The 24,684-nt window shown below is 56.4% G+C and carries 13 protein-coding genes; 6 read left to right on the top strand and 7 right to left on the bottom strand.

Annotation, left to right across the window (positions count from 1 at the left end):
* Positions 1-211: 211 nt before the first annotated feature.
* Complete coding sequence (locus ACZ5RI_RS07015) at positions 212-1,714, top strand: glycoside hydrolase family 27 protein (RefSeq protein ID WP_464515395.1); 1,503 nt, start codon at positions 212-214, stop codon at positions 1,712-1,714.
* Positions 1,715-1,759: 45 nt separating this feature from the next.
* On the opposite strand, the gene ACZ5RI_RS07010 is transcribed toward ACZ5RI_RS07015, so the two are convergent.
* Both ACZ5RI_RS07010 and ACZ5RI_RS07005 read right to left on the bottom strand, forming a co-directional pair.
* Entirely contained in the window at positions 1,760-4,024 is a 2,265-nt protein-coding gene (locus ACZ5RI_RS07010; RefSeq protein ID WP_464515394.1) for a S9 family peptidase, read from the bottom strand.
* Between the two features lie 518 nt (positions 4,025-4,542).
* A complete protein-coding gene (locus ACZ5RI_RS07005) occupies positions 4,543-7,275 on the bottom strand; it encodes a TonB-dependent receptor (RefSeq protein ID WP_464515393.1) in 2,733 nt (910 codons plus the stop codon).
* Positions 7,276-7,554: 279 nt separating this feature from the next.
* Between ACZ5RI_RS07005 and ACZ5RI_RS07000 the strand changes: the two genes are divergently transcribed.
* From ACZ5RI_RS07000 to ACZ5RI_RS06990, 3 genes are all read left to right on the top strand, one after another.
* Entirely contained in the window at positions 7,555-9,933 is a 2,379-nt protein-coding gene (locus tag ACZ5RI_RS07000; protein ID WP_464515392.1) for a beta-L-arabinofuranosidase domain-containing protein, read from the top strand.
* 15 nt (positions 9,934-9,948) lie between these two features.
* On the top strand, positions 9,949-11,778 hold the full coding sequence (locus tag ACZ5RI_RS06995; RefSeq protein WP_464515391.1) for an Svx/AvrXca family virulence/avirulence protein: 1,830 nt from the start codon (positions 9,949-9,951) through the stop codon (positions 11,776-11,778).
* Positions 11,779-11,896: 118 nt separating this feature from the next.
* Positions 11,897-13,261 (top strand): L-serine ammonia-lyase, encoded by a 1,365-nt coding sequence (locus ACZ5RI_RS06990; protein ID WP_464515390.1) that lies wholly within the window; start codon positions 11,897-11,899, stop codon positions 13,259-13,261.
* A 5-nt stretch (positions 13,262-13,266) separates the two neighbouring features.
* Here the strand turns inward: ACZ5RI_RS06990 and ACZ5RI_RS06985 are convergent, their stop codons facing one another.
* Positions 13,267-14,565: an ABC transporter permease gene (locus ACZ5RI_RS06985; protein ID WP_464515389.1), complete on the bottom strand. Its 1,299-nt coding sequence runs from the start codon at positions 14,563-14,565 to the stop codon at positions 13,267-13,269.
* Positions 14,562-15,515 carry an ABC transporter ATP-binding protein gene (locus ACZ5RI_RS06980; protein WP_464515388.1) on the bottom strand — a complete coding sequence of 318 codons (954 nt, stop codon included), beginning with the start codon at positions 15,513-15,515 and terminating at the stop codon, positions 14,562-14,564. The genes ACZ5RI_RS06985 and ACZ5RI_RS06980 overlap by 4 nt, the downstream gene beginning before the upstream one ends.
* Before the next feature lie 245 nt (positions 15,516-15,760).
* Here ACZ5RI_RS06980 and ACZ5RI_RS06975 point away from each other — a divergent pair, with 245 nt between their 5' ends.
* The gene (locus ACZ5RI_RS06975; RefSeq protein WP_464515387.1) at positions 15,761-17,812 is read left to right on the top strand and encodes an elongation factor G; all 2,052 of its coding nucleotides are present in this window, start codon (positions 15,761-15,763) and stop codon (positions 17,810-17,812) included.
* A gap of 120 nt (positions 17,813-17,932) precedes the next feature.
* Here the strand turns inward: ACZ5RI_RS06975 and ACZ5RI_RS06970 are convergent, their stop codons facing one another.
* The 3 genes from ACZ5RI_RS06970 to ACZ5RI_RS06960 form a co-directional block, all read right to left on the bottom strand.
* Positions 17,933-18,394, bottom strand: a complete 462-nt coding sequence (locus ACZ5RI_RS06970; RefSeq protein WP_464515386.1) for a chemotaxis protein CheW — start codon at positions 18,392-18,394, stop codon at positions 17,933-17,935.
* Positions 18,395-18,469: 75 nt separating this feature from the next.
* A complete protein-coding gene (locus ACZ5RI_RS06965) occupies positions 18,470-20,728 on the bottom strand; it encodes a HAMP domain-containing methyl-accepting chemotaxis protein (protein WP_464515385.1) in 2,259 nt (752 codons plus the stop codon).
* 128 nt (positions 20,729-20,856) lie between these two features.
* Positions 20,857-21,345, bottom strand: a complete 489-nt coding sequence (locus ACZ5RI_RS06960) for an NUDIX hydrolase (RefSeq protein WP_464515384.1) — start codon at positions 21,343-21,345, stop codon at positions 20,857-20,859.
* A gap of 325 nt (positions 21,346-21,670) precedes the next feature.
* Here ACZ5RI_RS06960 and ACZ5RI_RS06955 point away from each other — a divergent pair, with 325 nt between their 5' ends.
* Complete coding sequence (locus ACZ5RI_RS06955; protein ID WP_464515383.1) at positions 21,671-24,655, top strand: glycoside hydrolase family 2 protein; 2,985 nt, start codon at positions 21,671-21,673, stop codon at positions 24,653-24,655.
* The last annotated feature ends 29 nt before the right edge of the window (positions 24,656-24,684 follow it).

Genomic DNA, 24,684 nt, shown 5'->3' with positions numbered 1-24,684 from the left:
CACCACCACGGATCCGTTGCAGACGTTCAAACCACCCAAGCGTACCCAAAACGTCCCCTTCAACGGCACTCGCACCAATGCGATAAAGAATATGGTTCACTACCTTGAGCGTCAAGTATAAATTATACAATATGCACACCCAGACCAGCGATTGCTCTTGCGGGTGGCGCCTGGCCGAACGTTAGTCGAACCAATTACCAAGGGGGTTATTTTGCGAACCGCATTCCATCTTGTTCTGGCCGGGGCATTTGCCGCCACCGTCACCGCCGCATCCGCCGCCCCGCCCAGCGGCGGTTGGGTCTTTGGCGCCGGACCGGATTTTCCCGGCTTCACCCGCATCATCGTCAAACAAGACGCTGGCGGATGGCAGGGCACGGTCACCTCGCGCTGGTATGGCGATCAGGACATGCGCGACATCCGCGTTGTGGGCGATACGCTGACCTTTCACCTGTCGAATGGTAACCCGCGCCTCAAACTCTATGACATCACGCTGAAAGCCGAGGGTAACAAGGCCCGCATGAGTGGGCGGGTGTGGGATTCCGTCTTTGATATTCCTGCCAGTAAGGCCAGCCCGAAAGCCCTGGCGGCGCAGGCGTTTCATACCACCACACTGCCGCCGCATCGTGTGGTGGCACAAAAGAACCTCGCCGCGACGCCACCGATGGGCTGGAGTTCGTGGAACAAATTCGCCGATCACATTGACGATGCCACCATCCGCCAGATTGCCGATGCGCTGGTCTCGTCAGGCTTACGCGATGCGGGCTACAGCTATGTCAACATTGACGATGGCTGGCAGGGCAAGCGCGATGCCAGCGGGCGGTTGCAGCCCAACAGCCATTTTCCCGATATGAAAGCACTGGCCGATTATGTGCATGCACGCGGCTTAAAGCTTGGCATCTACACCTCGCCGGGGCCGAAATCCTGCGCCGGTTATGAGGGCAGCTATGGCCATATCCAGCAAGACGCCAAAACCTTTGCCGTGTGGGGCATCGACTATCTGAAATATGATCTGTGCTCGGGCGAGGCGTTCTATTACACCGCCGATACGGTCTATGGCACCTATCAGGAAATGGGTGAAGCATTGAACGATGCCGGGCGCGATATCATCTACAGCCTGTGCGAATATGGCCGCTTTGATGTCGGCAGCTGGGGCCGCGATGTCGGGGGCCATCTGTGGCGCACCACCGGCGATATCGAGGACAAATATGATGTCATGGCGGTGATTGGTTTCGACAAAAATGGCGTGCCCAAACACACCGGCCCCAATGGCTGGAACGACCCGGACATGCTGGAAGTCGGCAATGGCGGTATGACGGCGGACGAGTACAAAACCCATTTCAGCCTGTGGGCGCTGATGGCCGCACCGCTAATTCTGGGCAATGATGTCCGTGCCATGACGCCGAAAACCGTGGCGATCTTAAGCAATAAGGATGTGATCGCAATCGACCAGGATAAAGCCGGGGCGCAAGGGCTGCCGTTTAAAAAGGATGGCAAGATCGAAATCTGGACCAAAAAACTGGCCGACGGTTCGGTGGCGGTTGGGCTGTTCAATCGCGATACGGCGGCGCGCGACGTGGCAGGCAACTGGGCAGACCTCAACATTAAAGCCACCACAATCCGCGATCTCTGGTCAAAGGGGCAAAGCGCAGCGGACGCCACCTATCACTACACCATACCGGCCCATGGCGTGGTCCTGCTGAAAATCACCCCATAGCAGCGCAATAAAAAAGCCCCGGATGATCCGGGGCTTTTTTTTCGGCTATTTGCCTGCGGGCTGATCCACCAGCGTACGAGTGAAGAAATCATAGACCGTATGCAGATAATAGTCGGTATAGGTGTTGTGCGTACGGTTTGGGATAATAACAAACTCGTGCAACTTTCCGGCATCGACCAGCGCCTTGTGCAAGCGCATCGAGGCGGCAATCGGTACATTATCATCCAGATCACCATGGATGATCATCAGCTTGCCTTTGAGGTTACCAGCCACCGGAATATTGGAATTTTTCTCCCACGTTGCATCATCGGCGGCCCCCATGGTCACCTCGGGCCACCAGGCTTTATCCAGCCGCGGGTCCTGAATGCCTGAGCTGGCAATGGCCGCCTTGAAGAATTCCGGCCGCCGTAAGATAAAGCGTGCGGCATCATAACCGCCCGCCGAATGGCCATAGACGCCGACGCGCGTCAGATCCATATACGGGTATTTTTCCGCCATAGCCTTCAGGGCATGGATATGATCGTCGATCCCAACCTCGCCCATATTCTGATAGGCTGGCAGGCGAAACGCCTGACCGCGCTGCGATGTACCACGACCATCGACCGAAACAACAATCACACCGATTTCGGCCAGCGTATTAAGCGACGACGCAACATTGCGTTCAAAGCTTTCATCGACCACATGAGTGGTCGGCCCGGTATAAACATAGTCTATCACCGGATATTTGTGCGACGGGTCAAAATTCCGTGGGCGGTGGATCATGCCATAGAGCATGGTCTTGCCATCATCGGCCAGCATTTCAAAGGGCTCCGGTGGTGTCACTCCGGCGGCATAGAGCGGGGCCGGATCCGCCTTGCCCAGTTCCAGCACGATATGGCCATCGGTGGCGGCACGGATCACGGTGCGGGTCGGCACCGTCGGGCTCGACATTTCATCGAGAATCCATTTGCCATCTTCCGAAACCGTGGTGCGATGGTCGAGCGGCTCGGGCGTCAGATTGACGATGCCACCATCAAGCGAAACAGCATACAGGCTGTTGAAATAGGGATTGACGCCCGCCTCGCGCCCGTTACCACGGATCAGGATCGGCGCCCCTTTGGCCACGCGCACAATCTCCGCCACCTCCCAATTACTGGTGGTCAGTGCCTTGCCACCCGCCGCATCACTACCCGCGGGCAGAAAATAAAGCTGCGCCCAACCGCTGCGTTCAGAAATGCTGAGATAGCCACCCAGTTCCGGCGCACTGCGAATGGAACTCGACGTAACGGTAACCAGCGGCTTGATCGCTTCACGGACAACGATGTGTCCTTGCCCGCTGGCAGGATCAACCGTGTACAGATCGACCTCACCATAGCCGCGGCGGGTCCATTCATACATAACGCGGCCATTTTCCCACCACAGCGGCGGATCACCCGGCCACAGTTCAGACAGGCTGGGCACATTCAGCTCTTTAATCTGGACCTTGCCCTTCAGCGCACCGCGCACATCAATAACAATGGGCTGAAACTGCGGCACATCCTTTGCACCCGCCGTGGGATAAACCGTTGTGAACATACGCGGGAAACGATCATCCGGCGGGGTTTGCTGCACTTCATGCCAGATATAGGCGTTGTTGCGCAAAAGCCGATAGGTCAGCAGGCGCGTGCCATCTTCCGACCATTGCACCGCCAGTGGCATCGGCGGGGTGTCGGAATTGGCTGCCGCCATATCGCCAAACAATGGATAATTGGTGCCATAGCGTTTGTCGAAAGAACCGTCTTTGGTCAGCGCGACGTTCTTGCCGGTTTTGACATCGACAAGATACAGATTATAGCCACGGCTGATCACCTTCTGCTTGCCGTTTGGTGACGCAACCTCGGTCGGTGGCTTTGGGGGACCACCTTGCGGTTTGTCTTCCGCCAAAACCACCGTAGCGATGTTGTAGACCCACGCCTTACCGCCCATCGCAAAATGCAAAGCCTTTGTGGCGGCATCATAGCCATGTGGCAGGACATCATGGATGTCATCAGCCTTGATTCCGGCGGCGATCAGCTTGGTTTTCAGCGCGCTTTCGGTCAGCAGCGTTTCGGTCTTGCCCGTGGCCGGATCAGCCAGATAAATCGCGCCATCGCCATGGGCCCCACGGCGGAACAGCACCGCGTTGTTGGTGATAAAATGGGCGGAGAGATTGAAGTCCGTCACCAGCGCAGCAAACTTGCCCGGCTGCCAGGCATCCGTCGCAGCAAAAGGATTTTCAGCAACAGGCGAAGAAGCAAAAGAAGGTACAGCACAAAACAGCGCTGCACCGATCAGGAAAACTGCGCGAAACAACGACGCCCCCTAGCGATTACAAGCCCAAGAAACGTCTACAGTATACCATTTTTCGCAATTAGAAAGAGGTGACTTATTAATCTGCCACATCTACAGTAATATTTAGTGTTTCATTTGCTGAGCAACAGTATCACAATGCAAGGTACACATTTTAGTGTTACTTTCCTTGCGAGCATAACAAGCATCATAAGATGAACTTCCACCCGCGTACGTTTCGCAAGACTGTTGCAACTGGTTATTATAACACGACGCATAACAGGAAGCTGCCTCACTCGCGAGCTTATCTTCACTGGAGACAGCCCTGTTAGCATTTTGAATGCCTTTATTGTCGACCGGATTAGTGCACGCTACGAAAAGCGTCCCGACTAAAAAACAACCGGAAAATATATTAAGCAGCTTCATTTCGCCCTCAGAACAATTTTGAGAAGCATACCACAAAAAACACTCTTAGATAGAAGAACATAAAAAGGTGATCGGCAAATTTACCGATCACCTTATAATTACGCACTAAAAAAAGATTAGTAGCGGAAGCGAGCACTGAGCTGAATCGTCCGCGCCTGCATACGCAGACCAAGCGGAAGTAGTCCACTCTTACCCCACATTGTACGATTATTCTCTTCCAGAAGGTTGGTACCTTCCAGGCTGAAGGTCACATACTTTACCGGGGTATAATTGAGAGCGGCATCAAGGCGGGATACCGCATCATTGTACGGGGAGTATTCCGGGTAACTGGTATAAACATACGTCCGCCATTTTGCCCGATAGTTATACGCAAGACGCGCACTGATTTCCGGCGTATCGTAATATAGCGCCAGATTGTAGGTATAGCGGGAAGTATTCTCCGCATCATACACCCCAGAAATTCCCGATACATCCGACGCATAGGGGTAGAGAATTTTATAGGACGACATCAGTGTCGCATTAGCACTGGCACCAAAATTTGACCAGAAACCGGGAAGGAAGTCAAAGAAGCTCTGCGCTGTAAATTCAAACCCTTCGAACGTTCCCGGGCCGGAGTTTCGGTTGGTGTAGATGGTATATCCGTACGTCGATGATGATGTATCCGTATCAACCCTACCATCGTAATACATCCAGCCATGCGGTTTCTTCAGAAAGTACCCCAAAGAAAGCTGCCCCGCCTTACCGAAGAAATATTCCAACGAAGCATCATAGTTATGCTCAGTCATAGGCTTCAAAGTTGGATTGCCACGGTACACAGTTTTACCAGAGGTTTGGATTATATCCCAAGCGCTGGATTCATAAAATGGCGGACGCTGTACATTAAAGTAATATGAGAGGCGCAGCTGCAACTTGTCCGTAAAATGGATAATTCCGTTACCACTTGGCAACACATCGGTATAGTTTTTTACCCCACCCGTTTCTGTAATAGTTTCATTCCAACTTGTGTCGTAGCTAAACTTGTAACTGCTGGTATCCGCCCATGTTTTGACAACACGCACCCCAATCAGACCGTCAATGGGAAAAAACGCATTAAAAGCATAGTTTGTCTGAACATATCCGCCAAAGGTATTTTCATGGTCCGTATAAACCTGGCTCAACGAATTATTACCAGGCTCACTTGTTGACCAGTCATTGGAGGTTGATACCGTGCCATTGGTGCCGGAGTTAGCTTCAATATAAGAACGAATAGCATCGTAATTCTTCAGGATACAAGAGGCCGAGATACGGTTCCAACTTGGCACCGATTTAACGCCACTCACATCCATATGAACCAGACTTGTATCACTACCACAAGAAGGGAAATCACTCATCGCCAGATAGCTAGTTTTTGTCGAGTCACTGTAAAGCGTGGCATCGCGATAGCCATAGTCGCGTGAATTATGACGATGGGTATAACGCACACCGAACTGTATGTTACGGATATACCAGTCATCACTAACCTGATAGGTCACATCAGTTTGTGTCGAAAGTTGCTGGCTCTTGTTATGTGAAACTTCGTCGTGTAACTGCATTGCAGCAGTTTCAGACACATCCGAAGTGTCAACGCCTATAAATTCCATGAAGGGGCCACCACCCGGCACATTGTCGGAATCAAAATCAACATTGACCGATGTGGCACCGGGGAAGCGTGATATTAAACCAACTTCATTGAACTTATATGAGCTCCAATTGTACTGGGTTGCCGTATTTATCTGCCAATGCCCGTTGTGCCAATGCGTCTCGAAATTTGTGGTGAACTGATCAGATCCAGTGCGATCATACCAGGATTGTGGACCACCGTTAACAGTACTGGTACCGTCATAACTTGTTTCCGTAAACGACTTAAAGGCGCTGCCAGCATCATTCACGGTCGCATTGGAAATGACAAAGTTACCATCCGGAATAGTTAGATGCAGACGGTCGCGATGCACCTTGTCCTTGCTCGACATATAAGAACCTTCGAGCACGACATCGAGATTATCACTTATCTTCCATTGCGTTGATATATTAACGGCGGGCTGAATAATCATACCCTGTTCGACGCCGTAATTGATAGCGTACGGCGTCAATAGCCCTTGCTGTGATGCCGGTAGGCTCGATACCTGATAGCTGCCAGAATAGAACGTCATCGGAGATTCACTCTCAATGTAGTTCTCAAAATAATTATTCTGGGTGTATGACAGATTGATCAAGAATCCCATTTCGCCCAGAGGCGTATCTGTGCGATCTGCGACTAATAATGATAAATATGGGCTCCAGGTATTACCGATACTGCTGTTGCTCGTGCGTGCACTGCCAGCCACGGTCCAGCCAAAATCAAGGTCGAGCGGACGACGCAAATCGACGTTCACAGTCCCAGCAATACCACCCTCAACCTGATCGGCACTGCGTGTCTTATATACTTCAACGGATTTCAACAATTCGGCAGGAATATCAGACAATGACATTGAACGATCTGTGCCGGAACTGACATCCGCACCATTGACTGTCGTTTGAATGTCGGACAAGCCACGGATCGTAACTGACGATCCTTGACCATGTGAACGTTCGATCTGTACGCCGGTAACGCGTGCCAAGGCTTCCGGCACATTGTTATCTGGCAGTTTGCCGACGTCTTCGGCGGTGATCACATCGACGATCTGTTTTGAATCGCGCTTGATCGCCGCGGATTTTTCTAAGCTGCCGCGAATACCCGTCACCACAATGGTTTCGATTGTATCGTCAGCGGTTTGCGCCATCACAGACGGCGCGAGCATGGCACCAAGAACAAGAACGCTCCCAGTCGCCATCATCCAATTCTTTGCAAGCATCTACCCGACCCCCATCATCAACTTTGATGCAAGAACGTCATCACACATTCTTTGGGGTGTCAAATATATATTATACGATATACAAGCAGTTTAGTTGCGTATTTTTAGCCGAATGACGAACTATCATTACACAAACAATATTAAGTTCGTTGTTTTTATTCATTTTATAGGATTGGTGGCATTTTCCACCACGCAGCGTATGGGTATTTTTGTAGGACAATTGTGTTGCAACGGACACAGTATATCGTATACCGTTAAGTGTATTTCGTGGAGTTGGTCATGACGTTTTACACCATAAACCGCCGTCGTTTGCTGTCCGGTGCGGCCTTTGGCGCGCTTACCGCCAGCGCACAGACAAGCTGGGCCGCATCCACGCACCTGCCCGGCACGGCAAAGCCAGTGCCGCTGCCTGATGTGCGTCTGTTGCCCTCGCCTTATAAAACCGCGGTGGACGTCAACGAAAAATACCTGCTCACGCTGAGCCCGGATCGCTTCCTGCACAATTTCCGCAAAGGTGCGGGCCTTCCGCCCAAGGCCGAAGCCTATGGTGGCTGGGAACAAGACACCATCGCTGGCCATAGCCTGGGCCATTATCTGTCAGCCATCGCTTTGATGCATGCGCAGACCGGCGATGAAGCGCTAAAGCAAAAAGCGGCCTATATTGTTGAAGAACTGATCACCATTCAGGCGGCGCAGGGCGATGGGTATGTCGCCGGGTTTACCCGCAAGCGCCCCGATGGCAGCATTGTTGATGGCAAGGAAATCTTCCCTGAAATCATGGCGGGCGATATCCGATCGGCAGGTTTTGATCTGAACGGCTGCTGGGTGCCATTTTATAACTGGCACAAGCTCTATACCGGCCTGTTCGATGTGCAGACCTGGTGCGGTAACACCCGCGCGCTGAAAGTCGCCGTCGATCTGGGGGGGTATATCGACAAGGTTTTCGCCGCGCTGAGCGATGAACAGGTGCAGAAAATGCTCGATTGCGAGCATGGCGGCATCAACGAATCCTTTGCCGAACTGTTTGCCCGCACAAAGGATGCGCGCTGGCTGAAACTGTCCGAACGCATCTATCATCACCGCGTGCTGGACCCGATGGAAAAGGGCGAGGACCGCCTTGCCAACATTCATTCCAACACCAACATTCCGAAAATCATTGGTTTGGCACGACTTTATGAAGTCAGCGCCGAGCCGAAATACGAAAAGATTTCCGACTTTTTCTGGCATACAGTGACCGAGCATCACAGCTTTGTCATCGGCGGCAATGGTGACCGCGAATATTTCTTTGAACGCGATGCGATCTCCAAGCATATTACCGAGGCAACCTGCGAGCATTGCGCCAGCTATAATATGATGAAGCTGACGCGCTTTCTTTATGCCTGGCACCCGGACGCGGCCTTGTTCGATTATTACGAACGCACCCATCTCAATCATGTCATGGCGCAGCAAAATCCCAAAACCGGCATGTTCACCTATATGACGCCGCTATTTACCGGTTCGGCGCGTGAATTTTCCGATGCGGAAAACACCTTCACCTGCTGCCACGGTACCGGCATGGAAAGCCACGCCAAACATGGCGATTCCATTTATTGGCAGGGACCACGCACCCTGTTCGTCAATCTCTACATCCCCTCCACCGTACACTGGCACGAAGGTGGTGCGGATCTGCGTCTGGAAACGGAATATCCGTACAAGGGCGATATAGCCCTCACCATTGAAAAGATCCGCCGCCCGCAACGCGCCACCATTGCCCTGCGCGTACCGGGCTGGGCAAAATCGGCCAGCGTCACGGTCAATGGCAAACCGGTGAACGCTGAACGGGGGCATGGGTACCTCGTGCTGAACCGGGTCTGGGCCACAAACGACAAGATCGCGTTGACATTATCGCTCGACATGCGGGTAGAAGCGACCAACGACAACGATCACGTCGTTGCTCTGCTGCGTGGGCCAATGGTGCTGGCTGCCGATCTGGGTGGTGTGGACAAGCCCTTTAACAGTACGGAACCGGCATTGGTGGGTTCAGATATTGTCGGTGGTATCGCCGCGGTTGATGCCGCCCATGGCCAGTTCACCACCCGCGGCATTGGACGGCCCGGCGATCTTACCCTGGTGCCGTTCTACAGCCAGTATGAACGACGTAGCGCGGTCTATTTCAAGCGCTTCACCGAGGCCGAGTGGAAAACCGAAGAAGCCACCTTTATTGCCGAACAGGCTCGCCAGCGCGATCTGGCCGCCCGCTCGGTCGATGTCATGTATCTGGGCGAGATGCAGGCCGAGCGCGATCATGATCTGCAGGCGGATGTTTCCTGGCCCGGCACCTATCGCGGCCGCAATGGGCGCGAGGCGCGTCAGGGTGGCTATATGTCATTCAAGCTCAAGGTCGCGCGTGACAGCCTTAAACCCGGCCCGCTGGTGTTACAGGCAACCTACTGGGGTGATGACAAATGCGATTACGATATCCTGATGGATGGTCAGAAAGTCACCACCGTCAGCCATAACGCGCCGCATCCCGGCGTGTTTTATGATGAAGAATATGCCATTCCGGAAATCCTCACCAAAGGCAAGACCGAGGTTACGCTGCGCCTGCAGCCAAACGGCCTTCGGGCGGGCACCGGCATGATCTTTGGGTTCCGTCTCTTTACCGCCAAAGCGCAATAATATCCGGGGGCAAGCATGCGCGGACTATTATCAACGGCCAGTACGCTTGCCCTTTTCCTGGCGCTCGCCGCACCGGCAGCCGCCGCGCACTGTGTCAGCGGATCCTGGCGTGTGGTGTCGGGCACGCCAGACGAAGCGCCGGTGCGCTATCAAACCGATCATTTCGCCTTTCGCTGGAAAAAGACGGATGTCGATCAGGCAGATGCCGTCGCGGCAGGCCTTCAGCTGGAGCAGATCTGGTCGGTTTTCATGACCAAGGTGCAGTTTGCCGAACCTTTCTGCGATACGGCCGACAAACATAAAGCCAACGTCAATATTGACCCGACATTCGGCCTGACCGGTGGGCCAACCGGCGATCGCGATATGGGCATGTGGATTGGTCCGCTGGCGCTGAAAGATCACTGGGGGCTGGCGCATGAATTCACCCACGCCTTGCAGGGATCGACGCGGGGGCTGCGCAGCGACAAATATGACGGCTGGATGTGGGAAAGCCACGCCAACTGGATGGCGCATCAGATGCCGGAATATCGCGACGAACTGCATTGTTCCGAGATGCTGATCAACGCCCCGCATCTCTATTACGGCAGCTCGCGTGACCGCTACTGCAACTGGCAATTCTTCGACTATCTGAAAGATGTTTATGGCTACAAGACCGTCAACGACATCTGGGCCAAGTCGAAAAAGATCGGCGATGCGGGGTATGAGGACGATGATCCCTTTACCATCCTGATGCGCAATCAGGGCTGGACGCTGGAACAGCTCAACGATGTCTTCGGGGCGTGGGCGGCGCATAATGTCGGCTGGGATTATCGCGATCCCGATGGCTATGCATCGGGTCAGGTCTATCGCGCCCGCTATGGCAATTACGACGACCGTCATGGTGACCGCATCTGGCGTGTGACCGATCTGGACCCAATTGATCTGACCAAACGCCAGTTTCACGTGCCCGAATACGCCGCGCCACAACGCTGGGGCTATAACCTTGTCCGCCTGATGCCGGACAAGGCAGCCACCACCATCACCGTAAATTTCCGTGGTGTGGTGCAAACCGCCCCGGCGGCGGCGCATTTCGATGGTGCCGAGCATGAGCCGGAAAACATCAGCCCACCCGGTTCCGACTGGCGCTGGACGGTGGTGGCCATCGGCGCAAATGACCAGCCCCGTTACAGCGCACAGTTGCGCGGCGCGGCGGGTGAACAAACCATCATGCTGAAGCCCGACGATCAGGCCGTATTTCTGATGGTGATGGCCACCCCCAATGTGATGCAGAAAATCGCATGGGATCAGCCATTCTACAGCATCTATCGCTATCCGTGGATGATCGAACTAAAAAACGCCCAGCCGGCCGGATATGAATCCGATGCCGTAACACCCACACCCCATGGCCATCGCCATGCCAACGGTGGCGGCTGGGTAGCCGATGGCGCCCAGGTCGATGACACGGCCTATGTCGGCCCGATGGCCCGCGTGCTGGGTGGCAAGGTGCTCGATCATGCCCGCATCGAAGATCATGCCGTGGTGCAGGGCGGCACGGTTTCCGGCCGCGCCCGCGTCGGGGCGTTAAGCGTGATTAGCGGCAACGTTCTGGTGACGGATGATGCCGTCATCCTTTCCACCTTCAAAGGACCGGGGGCATTCGAGCCCGGTGCGGTGATTTCCGGCACAACGCAACTTATCGGCGATATTGAACTGCGCGATGGTTTGCAGCTTTCCCGCGGCGTCTATTATGGATTTGTTGACAAGGAAAACAGTACAAAGCCCAAAGAAGGGGCAGCGCGCACCCGCCCGGTGCCTGAAGTTACGGCAAAAACCGACTTTTCGTGGCATAATAGCTCTGGCCCATGAGATAACAGCATTGCAGCCTTTCGGTGGATGCGGCTTCTCAAGATGGGGCAGAACGCGGTAAGAGGGCCAGATGGCGTCACCTCCCCCGCCAGATCCAGTTGTACCGGTAAGGCCCTTCGTGAATCTTTCTGTCTTTGATATTTTTAAAATCGGCATCGGCCCCTCCAGCTCGCATACCGTCGGCCCGATGCGCGCGGCCTGCCGTTTTGCCCGCATGCTGGAACAAAGCGGCCAGCTTGGCGCAACGGCCAGCCTTGATGTGCGGCTTTATGGTTCACTGGCGCTGACTGGCAAGGGCCATGGCACCGACCGTGCCGTACTGCTCGGCCTGGAAGGATCAGACCCGCAAAGCATTGATCCGGACAGCGTCGCCCCCGCCATGGCGCGCATTCGCAATACCGGCCGTTTGCGCCTGATGGGCCGCCACGAGATTGCCTTCGATATCAGGCAGCATCTTTTATTCCTCTACAAGGAAACCCTGCCGCGCCACACCAACGGCATGCGCCTCAGCGCCTACAGCGCCGATGGCACGCAACTGGCAGCGCGCAACTATTATTCAATCGGCGGCGGCTTCATTGTCGAAGGGGACGAAGAAACCACCCCCGAAAGCCCTGCCATTGCCCCGCCCTACCCGTTTTGTTCCGGGGCGGAGCTTCTGGAACAATGCGCCCAGCATAATTTAAGCATCTTCGATCTGGTGATGGCCAACGAAACCAACCGCCGCCCCGAGGCTGAGGTGCGCGCAGGTCTTTTGCGCATCTGGCAGGTGATGGAGGCGGCGATCAACCGTGGCTTCCGCCAGACCGAACCGCTGCCCGGTTCACTGGGCATTGCAAGGCGGGCACGCGCGCTGTTCCGGCGGCTGGAAGGCACCGGCGACAATAGCGGCCTGCAGGCCATTGACTGGGTCAATGCCTGGGCTATGGCGGTGTCGGAAGAAAACGCGGCGGGCGGACGCATCGTCACCGCACCGACCAATGGCGCGGCGGGCATCATTCCGGCGGTGATCCAGTATTACTTACGCTTTGAAACCGGGGCCGATCTGGATGGCGTGGTGCGCTTTCTGGCGGTCGCGGCGGCCATCGGCATGCTGTACAAACTGAACGCCTCGATCTCGGGGGCCGAGATGGGCTGTCAGGGCGAGGTCGGCGTCTCCTGCTCGATGGCGGCGGCGGGGCTGGCCGCAGCGATGGGGGCCAGCAATGCCCAGATCGAGAACGCTGCCGAAATCGGTATGGAGCATAATCTGGGCCTGACCTGTGACCCGGTCGGCGGGCTGGTGCAGATCCCCTGCATCGAACGCAACGCCATGGGCGCGGTCAAAGCCATCAACGCCGCCCGCCTGGCTTTGTGTGGCAATGGCAGCCACAAGGTCAGCCTCGATCAGGTGATCATCACCATGTACCAGACCGGTCGGGACATGGCGACCAAGTACAAGGAAACCTCGCAGGGCGGTCTGGCCCTCAATGTGCCGGAATGCTGACCCCGTCAGGTATATTCCCAGCGCCGGGCAAAAACGCGCGACAGGAAAAACAGAACAATCCCCGCCCCGATCAGAACACCAACCTGCGGCAGCAGATGCCATACCGGTTCGTCCCGCCAGAACACCTTGGTAAAGCCGTCGATCGCCCACGCATTGAAGGTAAAAAGTCCAACCTTCTGCAATACTTCCGGCATCAGAAAGCGCGGAAACATACTGCCGCCCAAGGCCGACATCGCCAGCACCAGCAACGTTGACAAAGCCCCCTGTTGCTGGCGCGTATGAGACAGGCTGGCCAGCAACATACCGAATGACGCCACCGCAAAGGCGGTTGCCGCCGTCATCACCACAAAGCCCGGAATATGCGACCACAGCTCGAGCCGGAAAACCAGCGCCCCCCACACGAACATCACGCATAGCTGCAAAAAGGCCAACAACGTGCAGTACAGCGTCTTGCCCGCCAGCAAACTTGTCATGCTGACACCGGCACTCAGCATGCGGTCCAGTGCACCACTTTCGGATTCATCAATCAGCGATCCGGCCGCGCCACTGGCGGTAAACAGCAGGAACATCACACCAATCCCCGCAGCATAAAACGAGATCATCGAATTATGCCTTTCGCCTACGACATCCCGCACAGAAACCGCCACCAGACCAGCCCCACCACCATTATCGCTGGCCGAACCTTTCGCCGGGGACTTTTCCTGCTCTTTCAAATGCGCCCGATATTGCTGCATATTGGCATCAAACCGCGCCTTCTGATCCGGAGTCAAACCACCAACAGCACTATCCATATATTTGCCGCCCTGCTGCGCCATAACATCCGGTAGCGACATCATGACGGCTTTCTGCAACAGGCCAGACACCATCTGCGCGGCGACCGGATCAGATTTATCATGCAGGATCGTGAGCACCGGGCGATTTTTCGATACACCAAAGGCAACCGGATTAGCCCCGAACCCTTTTGGAATAAGCACCGCAGCCGGAAGATCCCCCGCCTTCACTGCGCTTTCAGCCGTCACGGCGGTATAGGGTGCCGGTGCGGGTTTATCTGACTTTACCACCGGGGCAGTTCTGGCATCCAGCGAAGCCTCCCGCCGTAAAGCGCGCACCAGCCGCTGCGACACGGTACTGTGATCCAGATCAACCACGGCAACCTTTACCCGCGGGGTGCCATTTGCGCCCATGCCACCAAACACCGCGGCAAAGATGGTGAAAAATGCGACAGGCAGGATAAAAGACAACACCATCGCGCCGCGATCACGGCGCAAGGCCTTAAAACCCTTGGAAACGACTGACCAGATCACGCGCGTAATTCCCTTCCTGTCAGATGGAGGAATACGGATTCCAGATTTGGCCGGTGCAGAACCACATCCGCCACACCAAGCCCGGCCGTTTCGGCCGATTGCACCAGCCCGGCCAGATCCGCCGGGTGTGCAACATCAAACCGGGCAGTATTATTCGTTACCGTCCCGCCGCCCCCCGACACCCACCCGGCAACCGCCGCATCCGGGGCAGCATCTGCCATCAGCCGGATTTCGACAGTGTAGTGTTGTCCGAAACAGCGGGTAATCAGTTCGTCCCGGGTTCCCTGTGCGATCAGCTGTGCGTGGTCAATAATCGCAATGCAGTCGCACAGCCGTTCGGCCTCTTCCATGTAATGGGTGGTGTAAATAACGGCCACGCCCTGCTGACGCAATTCTGAAACCATGTCAAAAATCCGGTTCCGCGATTGCGGATCGACACCCACCGTCGGCTCATCCAGCAGAATAAGACGCGGACGATGGATCACCCCAATAGCCAGATTCAGACGGCGTTTCATGCCCCCGGACAGTGTCGAGACAACATTGCCGTCCCGGTCACTGAGCCCGGCCCAGTCCAGACACCAACGGATCTGGTCAGCCAGCGCCTTGCCGCGCAGCCCATGATACTGACCAAAGGCTTCCAGATTTTCGCGGGCGCTCAAACGCGGATAAAGGGCCAGGTCCTGTGGCACCCAGCCGATAGCGGCGCGGGCACCTTGCGTTCCGGCCAGCTCCCCGAATATCCGCACAGAACCGCTCTCCGGCCGGACACGGCCGACAATGCTGCGGATCAGGGTGGTTTTACCGGCCCCGTTCGGCCCGAGTAAGCCAAAGCACTGCCCCGGCTCCACCCGCAGGCTGACGGCATTCAGCGCCGGCCTTTGTCCAAAGAGTTTGGAAACGCCATCGACTTGTAATGGCACAGAAACGGCATCTGTCACAGATGACTGCACATTTCCCCCCGGCTGTGCCCAATCAAATATCCGAGCTAACGTAGCGGAAATTTTCCATCACGAACAGTCCCACAGAATTCGGCATCACATTCTAGCTGCGACACATTCTGCCCCCTTGCCAAGCCGCCCCAATCGCGTCACGCTTGCCCCAACACATAAGGGATGCGTGACGCTTCCCGGACCGTTGGGAAGTGCCCGCCGCGTCCCCCAAAGATCCCACGAGAAGGATCTGAAGGAGGCCGAGAATGCCCGACACGGAAGGAAGAGGGCCACGCACCGTGGCCCTGGTAGGGCCGTATGGCAGTGGCAAGACCACACTGCTGGAAAGCATCCTGCTGGCGACCGACGCGACCCAGCGCAAAGGCTCCATCGCACAGAAGAACACCATCGGCGACACCGCGCCCGAAGCCCGCGCCCGCCAGATGAGTGTCGAAATCAATGTCGCCACCACGCGCTATCTGGGCGAAAGCTTCACCATCCTCGACTGCCCCGGTTCGATTGAATTCTTACAGGATACGCTGTTCGCGCTGTCCGGCGTTGATGCCGTGGTGGTGGTGGCCGAGCCAGAACCCACCAAAGTGCAGATGCTGCGGCCCTATCTCAAGCGGCTGACCGATCTGGCCATTCCGCACCTGCTGTTCGTCAACAAGATCGACAAGGCCACCGGCTCGGTTCAGGATTTGTTCGACCTGCTGCAGTCGGTCAGTGAAAAACCATTGCTGCTGCGCCAGATTCCCACCGCCGAAAACGGTGTGGTCAACGGTTTTGTTGATCTGGCGCTGGAGCGGGCCTTCGTCTACCGCGAGCATGCCCCGTCAGAAGTGGTCGATATTACAGACCCCGACAGTGAAAAAAGCGCCCGTTTCGCCATGCTGGAGAAGCTCGCCGATTATGACGAGCTGTTGATGGAGGAACTGTTATCCGATGTCGAACCGGGACGCGATCAGGTGTTCGACGATATGCGCCGCGAAGTGGCGCGTGGCCGGATTGTGCCGGTACTGATCGGCTCGGCCGAGAGTGACCATGGCATCCGCCGCCTGCTCAAGGCGCTGCGCCACGAGGTGCCGCAGGTCACCGCCCTGATCGAGCGGGTGGGCCTGATAATCGGGCCGGAAACCGCCGTGCAGATCGTCAAGACCTTTCATTCCGGTCAGGGCGGTAAACTTTCGCTGGCCCGTGTGCTGTCCGGCACGGTCAAGGATGGCGCACTGTTGCATGCCACCGATGGCAGCGAAGTCCGGGTGGGCGGCATTGTCGCCATGAAGGGGGCAACCCAGATCAAGCTGCCTGAAGCCCATGCCGGCGATACCGTCGGTCTGGCCCGGCTGGAAGGTGTGGCGACCGGCGACCGGCTGTCGAGTGCCAAAACCGCGCCACCACCGGCCCCGGTGGAACGGTTGACGCCGGTCTACAAGCTGGCCATCGCGGCGGCAGACCGCAAGGACGAGGTCAAGATCACCGCCGCCATTACCAAGCTGCGTGACGAAGATCCGTCGATTATCTTCGAACAGGACGCCGCCCTGCATCAGATGGTACTGGCCGGTCAGGGCGAAATTCATCTGAAGGTGGCGGTGGAAAAACTGATGAGCCGCTATGGCCTCAAAATCCTCTGCGGGCCACCACGCGTGCCCTACCGGGAAACCATCCGCAAGGCCACCACGATCCGTGGTCGCCACAAACGCCAGTCGGGTGGGCACGGACAGTTCGGCGATGTCGTGCTGAAAATCGCGCCGCAGCCGCGTGGTGCCGGTTTCGTCTTCCATGACGAAATTGTTGGCGGCGTGGTGCCGAAACAGTGGATCCCCTCAGTCGAAAAGGGTGTCGTCGACTATCTCAAATGCGGGCCGCTGGGTTTTCCAGTGGTCGATGTGGCGGTGACGCTGAGTGACGGCTCCTATCACACGGTGGATTCGTCGGATGCCGCCTTCCAGACCGCCGCCCGCGTTGGCATGCAGGAAGGCATGCCAGCCTGTGCCCCGGTGCTGCTGGAGCCCATTCTGCATGTGCGCATTCACGTGCCATCAGAAGCCACCGCCAAGGCCAATGCCGTCATCAATGGCCGCCGTGGTGCCATACTGGGCTTTGATGCGCGCGATGGCTGGCAGGGCTGGGACACGGTGGAGGCAGAAATGCCCGAAGCTGAAATCGGCGGGCTGATTGTCGAGCTGCGCTCGCTGACGCAAGGGTTGGCCAGTTACGAGGCCAGCTTCGATCACCTTGCCGAACTGGTTGGCAAGGTCGCCGATCAGATCGTTGCCGCCGCCCACACTGCAAAAGAAGAAGCCAGGGTGGCGTAAGCTTTTGTCCACGAAAAAAGCCCCGCGAGGCGTCCCCCTCGCGGGGCTTTTGTTTTGGGGGCATGAACAAGGGTTGTTTCTGTTTTTGTAGCACGGCACCTTAAAGGCAAAGAAAACCGCTTATTCCGTGACCAGTTTTTCGCAACCGGCCGCCATATGATGCGCGTTCAGAATGGTCACCATTCGCCCGTCATAAATGGCAATGCCGTCGACAACGCCGGACTGATGGTCCCCAATCAGATGGGGGGTGGGCTGAATATCCGCGGCCGGAAGCGTGATGATATCCGAAACCGCATCGACCAGAATACCCATCAGATGTTCGTCATTCTTGATCACGATAATCACATTGGTCGGCGAAACCGAGGTTTGGCCCAACCCAAGCTTGGCCTTCAGATCAATCACCGGCAACACGGTGCCGCGTAAGTTTATCATGCCGCGGACATAATCCGGTGCATCGGGCAGGGTTTCTGTATCGGTCCAGCCGCGGATTTCACGAATGGCCATGATATTCGAAGCAAATTCCTGCCCATTCGAAATGAACGTGATGAACTGCCGGATATCACTCTGTTCGGCGTTTTCCATTATCGCTCCTTGAAGCTGGCTTACGGATGGCGTTATGCGAACGCTTCCGCATAGGCCGCTACAACCCAATATTGGTTAGAATTCCGTCCATTCATCCTCGGACTTTTCTGACACCTTTGGTACCGACTTTTTGGCCAGCACCGCGGCGCTGGTAACACTGACCCCTGCGGACGGAGCAGGCTTTAGCCCAGGAATTGGCTTTTGCACCACCACAGACGGGGTTGCAGGCTTGGCCGGAGCTGGGGCTGGGCTCGCTGGGTTTGTTGCCTTTGTGGCAACCTTAGCGGCGCCGGCCCCCGATACGCCACCGGTAATTTCAAACCGCGCCACCATTTTTTCCATTTCACGGGCAAAGCCCGACAAGGCATCAGCAGCGGCATTACTTTGTTCGGCCATGGCAGCATTCTGCTGAGTGGACTTGTCCATATCGCCAACGGCAGAATCGATCTCCGACAGGGCGTTGGCCTGCTCGCTTTGTGAATGGGCAATTTCACCCACCAGCTGACTGATCGACGTGATGTCGGTAACGATCTGCTGCAAGGCTGTGCCGCTTTCCTCGACCAGCTTGACCCCATTATCGACCTGGGTTTCGCTGTTCTTGATCAGCGCCTTAATTTCCTTGGCCGCCTCGGCAGAGCGCCCTGCCAGCGAGCGCACCTCGGTGGCGACCACGGCAAAGCCCCGCCCCGCTTCACCGGCACGGGCCGCTTCAACGCCCGCATTCAGTGCCAGCAGATTGGTCTGAAAGGCAATTTCATCGATAACGCCGATGATCTGGGTAATCTCGCTCGACGATTTGGCAATCTCGCGCATGGCCCCCACGGCCTTTGTCGCAATGCCATTGCCATGTTCGGCGCTGGTCCGCGATGCAGCGGCCTTGCTGTTGGCCTGTGACGCACCCGCCGACGATTTGGTCACCGTGGCGGTGATTTCGTTCACGGCAGCGGCGGTCTCTTCCAGACTGGCAGCCTGACGCTCGGTCCGCATCGCCATTTCGTGCGCACCCTGACTGATCTCCTGACAGTTTCTGGCAATCTCGCCAGCGCTGTTGTGGATTTCCTGCATCGCCGTATCGATCTGCGTCATCGCATCGTTAAAGTCTTTCTGCAGACCGCGATATTCAACCGGCAACTCCTTGTTCAGACGATAGGTCAGATTACGCGATGCCAGTGCTTTCAGCCCTTCACCAAAGCTGGAAACCACCAGTTCGATACCACGCTGACGAACCTGTTCTTCGGCTTCTTTTTGTGCCGCTTCTGCCGCAACACGATCCCGTTCGCGTTGCTTGGCGTCTTCTTCACGCTGACGCCGGTTACTCTCGGCGGTTTCCATCGCGTGGTTAAAGTCATCTTTCAGGCCGATATAGGCATTGGGCACATCCGCGGTCAGGCGATATTCCAGCCGTTCCTCGGCCAACGCCTTGAGGCCTGAACCAAAGGTATCGACCACCAGCTGCTCGCTGTGGCGCTGGGCGTCCGCTTCTGCCAGCTTTTGTGCCTCGGCAGCGGCAACACGGTCCGCTTCGGCTTTTTCCCGTTCCTTTTTCGCGCTGAGCAACTTGTCCTTGAACGTGGACATAGTGCCGGCGAGCTTGCCAATTTCGTCCTGCTGATCGGCGTTGGGAACATGGACGTTGAGGTTACCATGCGCCAACTCGTCCATCGCCTCGGTCATGGTGCCCAGCGGCTTGGAGATCGTGCGCACCAGCACAAAACCAGCGATGGTGCAGAACAGAACGGAAATACCAAGAGCGATAAACGTCCACAGTGTGCCGGCTTTATACGCGGCCTCGCCCTCGGCCATTGCTGCATCCGTTGACTTGATATTGCTCTTCGTATCATCGTCAATTGCAGCGATCAGCTTATTAAAACCATCGCGCAAGGGGCCTGAAAAATGCAGGTTTGCTGCATCATCACCTTGCGTTTTTACAATCTCGAAGCCTTTTTCACTCAATGCATCATACGCCGCCTTTGCCGCGGAAACATTGTTGGCCTGTGCCTGTTCCTCGGGGGTATCAACGGTACGCATATATTTTTTCCAGGCCTCATCTGCCTGGCTTTGCCACTTTTTGATATTCACCGCCTGGGTTTTTTTCTCTTTTTCCGACGGGTGATTAAAGATGATACCTTGAGAAACCCGCCAACGGGTGACCGCATATTGATAGCGGCCCAACCAACGGACAGACGACATCCCATTGGTACGAACCTCGACAGCCACCTGATTGATGCGCGATAGACTGTATTGGGCAAACAGTCCCAGCCCGATAGTAACAATCAGAACGCCGACAAAGGCGCCGATCAGTTTTTTGGAAACAGATATGTCTTGGATGCGCATAGGAACCCCAAATGGCTCGTCTTCATTTGGGGAGCTTACGCACAAAAGCATTTACAACCAGTAATTACGCCAAAAAGACAATATTAACCACAAGACGCATCATGACACACACCAGACTGTACTTTGGATCATAATGGTGCAGGGCGGGTGGTCTCCCGAGCCATATAGTGGGCCAGCCGGTTTTGCAGCGGGCGGACGGCATTGGGATGGGCGATAAAATTTGCCGGTGACATCCAGGTCCAGCAGCGCCCCTCTTCGCCAAAAACGGCCGTCCCGGCCAGCGCCGCCCCGATTTCGGCGACCAGAAAATACTGACGCACCGGTGGATGGCCACCGCGGGTATAACAGCGTGCCCAGACGATCCTTGATGCTGTCACGTCAAGGCGGCATTCTTCGTGTAATTCACGCTGAATACATTCGAGCGGACTTTCATTTGCCTCGCGCCCACCACCGGGCAAATCCCAATGCCCGGCAAACAACAGGCCGGGGTTGTCATCGCGCTGATAGGTCAGAATATGCGGCCCGCAGAACAGCGCCAGCTTCACACCGCTGAACGCCTGATCGCGGCATTGCAAACCCACCGGCCCGACAACGCCTGCATCTTCCATCGGAATCATACTCCAATTTTTATCACAGCAGGCGATATACTATCGCCACCATGCCTGTGCCACGACAACAAACCGAACAATCCATGCCAAAGCTCACGCACACGTTACAATCGCGCACAACACATTTCATTGGCCATTTTTCGCACAGAAACCAATCGTCGCAAGGCGTTAGATGGGATTTACCCCCACTATATGGGAGCGCGACCATCGCCATTTTACACTTCCCCCAACCGTAACCACCCCCTATTTTCAGCCGGAAAAAACATCGCCGGGCTATTTTTCGCACGCGAGCACAAAGCGCGCCAGGGCTCTGCACTTTAAATGGGGGAAACCAATGCGGGTCTGGTTTTATGCAGCTGTTGCCGCGCTGGTGATGACGGTTGCGGCGACTGCCGAGCGGGCTTCGGTTCTGGTGCCCTCACCACGGCAGTCCTTTGACTTCGATAGTGACTGGCGTTTTCACACGGGCGATACCCCTGATGCCAGCGGCGTTGGCTTTGTCGAAGATGGCTGGCAAACCGTCACCCTGCCCCATGCGTTCAACCAAACCGAAGCCTTTGCCCGCGATATTCACACCCTGTCGACCGGCATTGTCTGGTATCGCAAGCATTTCCGGTTGCCCGCCCGGTTTCGCCCCGGCGACAAAACCGGGCACGCCTTTTTGGAATTTCAGGGTGTGCGACAAGCCGCCGAAGTTTGGGTCAATGGCACTGCGGTTGGTCTGAACGAAAACGGCGTCATGGCCTTTGGTTTCGAAATCACGCGCGCCCTGCACCCCGGTGACAATGTGGTGGCTGTACGTATTGATAATAACTGGAAATACCGCGAGCGGGCTACAGGATCGCCGTTTCAATGGTCGGATCAGAACTTCTATGCCAATTACGGTGGCATCAACAAACCGGTGCGGCTGCATCTGACCGGCGCGACCTATCAAACCCTGCCGCTGTATAGCAATCTTGGCACCACCGGCCCCTATGTCTGGGCGGGGGATTTTGACCTGCCCCATCAGGCCGCCACCCTCCATGCAGAAACCGAGCTGCACAGCGACCGGGCGCAAACCGTGCACTACAGCGCAGTGGTACACGACGCTGATGGCAAGGTGGTGGCCACACTGAATGGTGGCAAGGTGCCGTTAAAAGCTGGCAACAACACGCTGTCGGTGCAGCAGCACCTGACCGGCCTGCATTTCTGGAGCTGGGGCTACGGCTATCTCTATACCGTGACGACCATCATCACCGATCGTAATGGCAAGATTCTCGATGCGGTCGATATCCGCACCGGGTTTCGCCAGACCGCGTTTGAGCATGGCATGTTCGCGCTCAATGGCCGGGTGCTGATGCTGAAGGGCTATGCCCAGCGCACCACAGATGAATGGCCCGCGGTGGGCCTGTCGGTGCCGCCATGGCTCAGCGATTACAGCGACGGTCTGATCACCGGATCAAATGGCAATCTGGTGCGCTGGATGCATGTGACGCCGTCCAAACAACAGGTCGAATCCTGTGATCGTATTGGTCTGATCAGCAACCTGCCTGCCGGTGACAGCGAAGGCGATGTCACCGGCCCACGCTGGAACCAGCGTACTGCCGTAATGCGCGATGCCATCATCTATAACCGCAACAATCCGTCGATCATCTTCATCGAAAGCGGCAACAAGGGCGTCAGTGAACCCCACATGGCCGAGATGAAAGCCATCCGGGACCAGTATGACCCCCATGGTGGCCGCGCCATCGGCTCGCGTGAGATGCTCGACAGTAAAATCGCCGAATATGGCGGCGAGATGCTCTATATCAACAAGTCCGCGGGCAAACCGCTTTGGGCGCATGAATATTCGCGGGACGAAGCCCCCCGCACCTATCAGGATGAATTCACCCCGCCCTTCGCCAAAAACCGACCGGACTATAACCGCACCTCGGAAACCATGGCGGTCGAAGATGTCATCCGCTGGAACGATTATTACGATGTGCGCCCCGGCATAGGGACACGCGTCAGTGCCGGTGGCGTCAAAATCGGCTTCACCGACAGCAATTCGCATTTCCGTGGTGACAATAACTACCGCCGCTCGGGTGTGGTGGATGCCATGCGCCTGCCGAAGGATAGCTGGTATGTGCATCAGGTGATGTGGGGCGGTTGGGTGAATTCGGACGAACCGCGCACCCATATCATCGGTCACTGGAACTATGCCCCCGGCACGGTGAAAACAATCTATGTCGCGTCGAATGGCGATGCGGTCGAACTGTTCCGCAACGGCCAATCACTGGGCAAGGGTGTACGCAGCAACGGCTTTTTGTTCACGTTCAAGGATGTCGCCTTTGCGGCGGGAACCTTGCAAGCCGTGGCAAGCTATGCAGATGGCCGCCATTCGGAAAATACACTGAAAACCGCAGGAGCCCCAGCCGCCCTTCGCCTGACCCGGCACACCGGCCCCAAAGGCTTGATGGCCGATGGCGCCGATCTGATGCTGGTCGATGTCGAAGTGGTCGATACAGACGGCAACCGGGTGCCAACAGCCTTCAATCCGGTGAGGTTCACCCTTACAGGCCCGGCGGAATGGAAGGGCGGCATTGCGCAGGCGGAAGCCTGGAACGATCCCACCAAAAAAACTTCGACCAACGCCATTGGTGCCACCACCTTGCCGGTGGAGCTGGGCATCAACCGCGTCCTGATCCGCGCCGGGGGCAAACCCGGGCGGGTAGAGCTGACCGCCACGGCAGACGGGTTCCCCCCCGCCACGCTGAATGTTACCACCACAGCGGTTGCCGCAGTCACAGGCGGGCTCACCACCCGCTTTGCCGAGGATGAACAGCCACTGGATCTTTCCCGCGGGCCAACGCCGCAGGGGCCATCATTCACCCCAAGCCTGCGCACAATTGCGATAGCCAGCATCCGGGCCGGGTCGCATCAGGACACGGCAGGCCAAAGCCATAACGACAATGAAAACGATGCCTGGAAAAGCAGCGGCAAACCCGACGAAGCCTGGATTGAATATCACTTCGCCAAAGCGCAAACCGTGTCGATGCTGTCGCTGAAGATGACCGGCTGGCGCATCCGCAGCTATCCCATCCGCATCACACTGGATGGCAAAACCCTGTTCGAGGGGGCAACGGCCAAAACGCTGGGCTATATCAACCTGCCGGTCCCCCCGACCACGGGCAGCACCTTACGCATCGAACAAACCGCCCCCTCTACCGAGGGCGATGGCTTTGGCACGGTGGTCGAGGTCAAGGATAAGCGTATCGCCGTCTCGGTCGGAGCCGATACCCTGCCCGTTGGCTGGACCTTAAGCATCACCGAAGCCGATATTCTGGGCCCGGCACCCTGAATTATATATGACGCAAAAACGGCCGGAGT

Source organism: Micropepsis pineolensis (assembly GCF_055392125.1).
The sequence above is the reverse complement of the archived record's forward strand: the minus strand, read 5'-3'. Positions and strand labels throughout refer to the sequence as shown.

What these genes read in the sequence shown, in the direction of transcription:
- ACZ5RI_RS07005 (WP_464515393.1), bottom strand. Translation starts at nt 7,275, where the DNA reads ATGCTTGCAAAGAATTGGATGATGGCGACTGGGAGCGTTCTTGTTCTT.
- ACZ5RI_RS07000 (WP_464515392.1), top strand. Translation starts at nt 7,555, where the DNA reads ATGACGTTTTACACCATAAACCGCCGTCGTTTGCTGTCCGGTGCGGCC.
- ACZ5RI_RS06995 (WP_464515391.1), top strand. Translation starts at nt 9,949, where the DNA reads ATGCGCGGACTATTATCAACGGCCAGTACGCTTGCCCTTTTCCTGGCG.
- ACZ5RI_RS06975 (WP_464515387.1), top strand. Translation starts at nt 15,761, where the DNA reads ATGCCCGACACGGAAGGAAGAGGGCCACGCACCGTGGCCCTGGTAGGG.
- ACZ5RI_RS06970 (WP_464515386.1), bottom strand. Translation starts at nt 18,394, where the DNA reads ATGGAAAACGCCGAACAGAGTGATATCCGGCAGTTCATCACGTTCATT.
- ACZ5RI_RS06965 (WP_464515385.1), bottom strand. Translation starts at nt 20,728, where the DNA reads ATGCGCATCCAAGACATATCTGTTTCCAAAAAACTGATCGGCGCCTTT.
- ACZ5RI_RS06960 (WP_464515384.1), bottom strand. Translation starts at nt 21,345, where the DNA reads ATGATTCCGATGGAAGATGCAGGCGTTGTCGGGCCGGTGGGTTTGCAA.
- ACZ5RI_RS06955 (WP_464515383.1), top strand. Translation starts at nt 21,671, where the DNA reads ATGCGGGTCTGGTTTTATGCAGCTGTTGCCGCGCTGGTGATGACGGTT.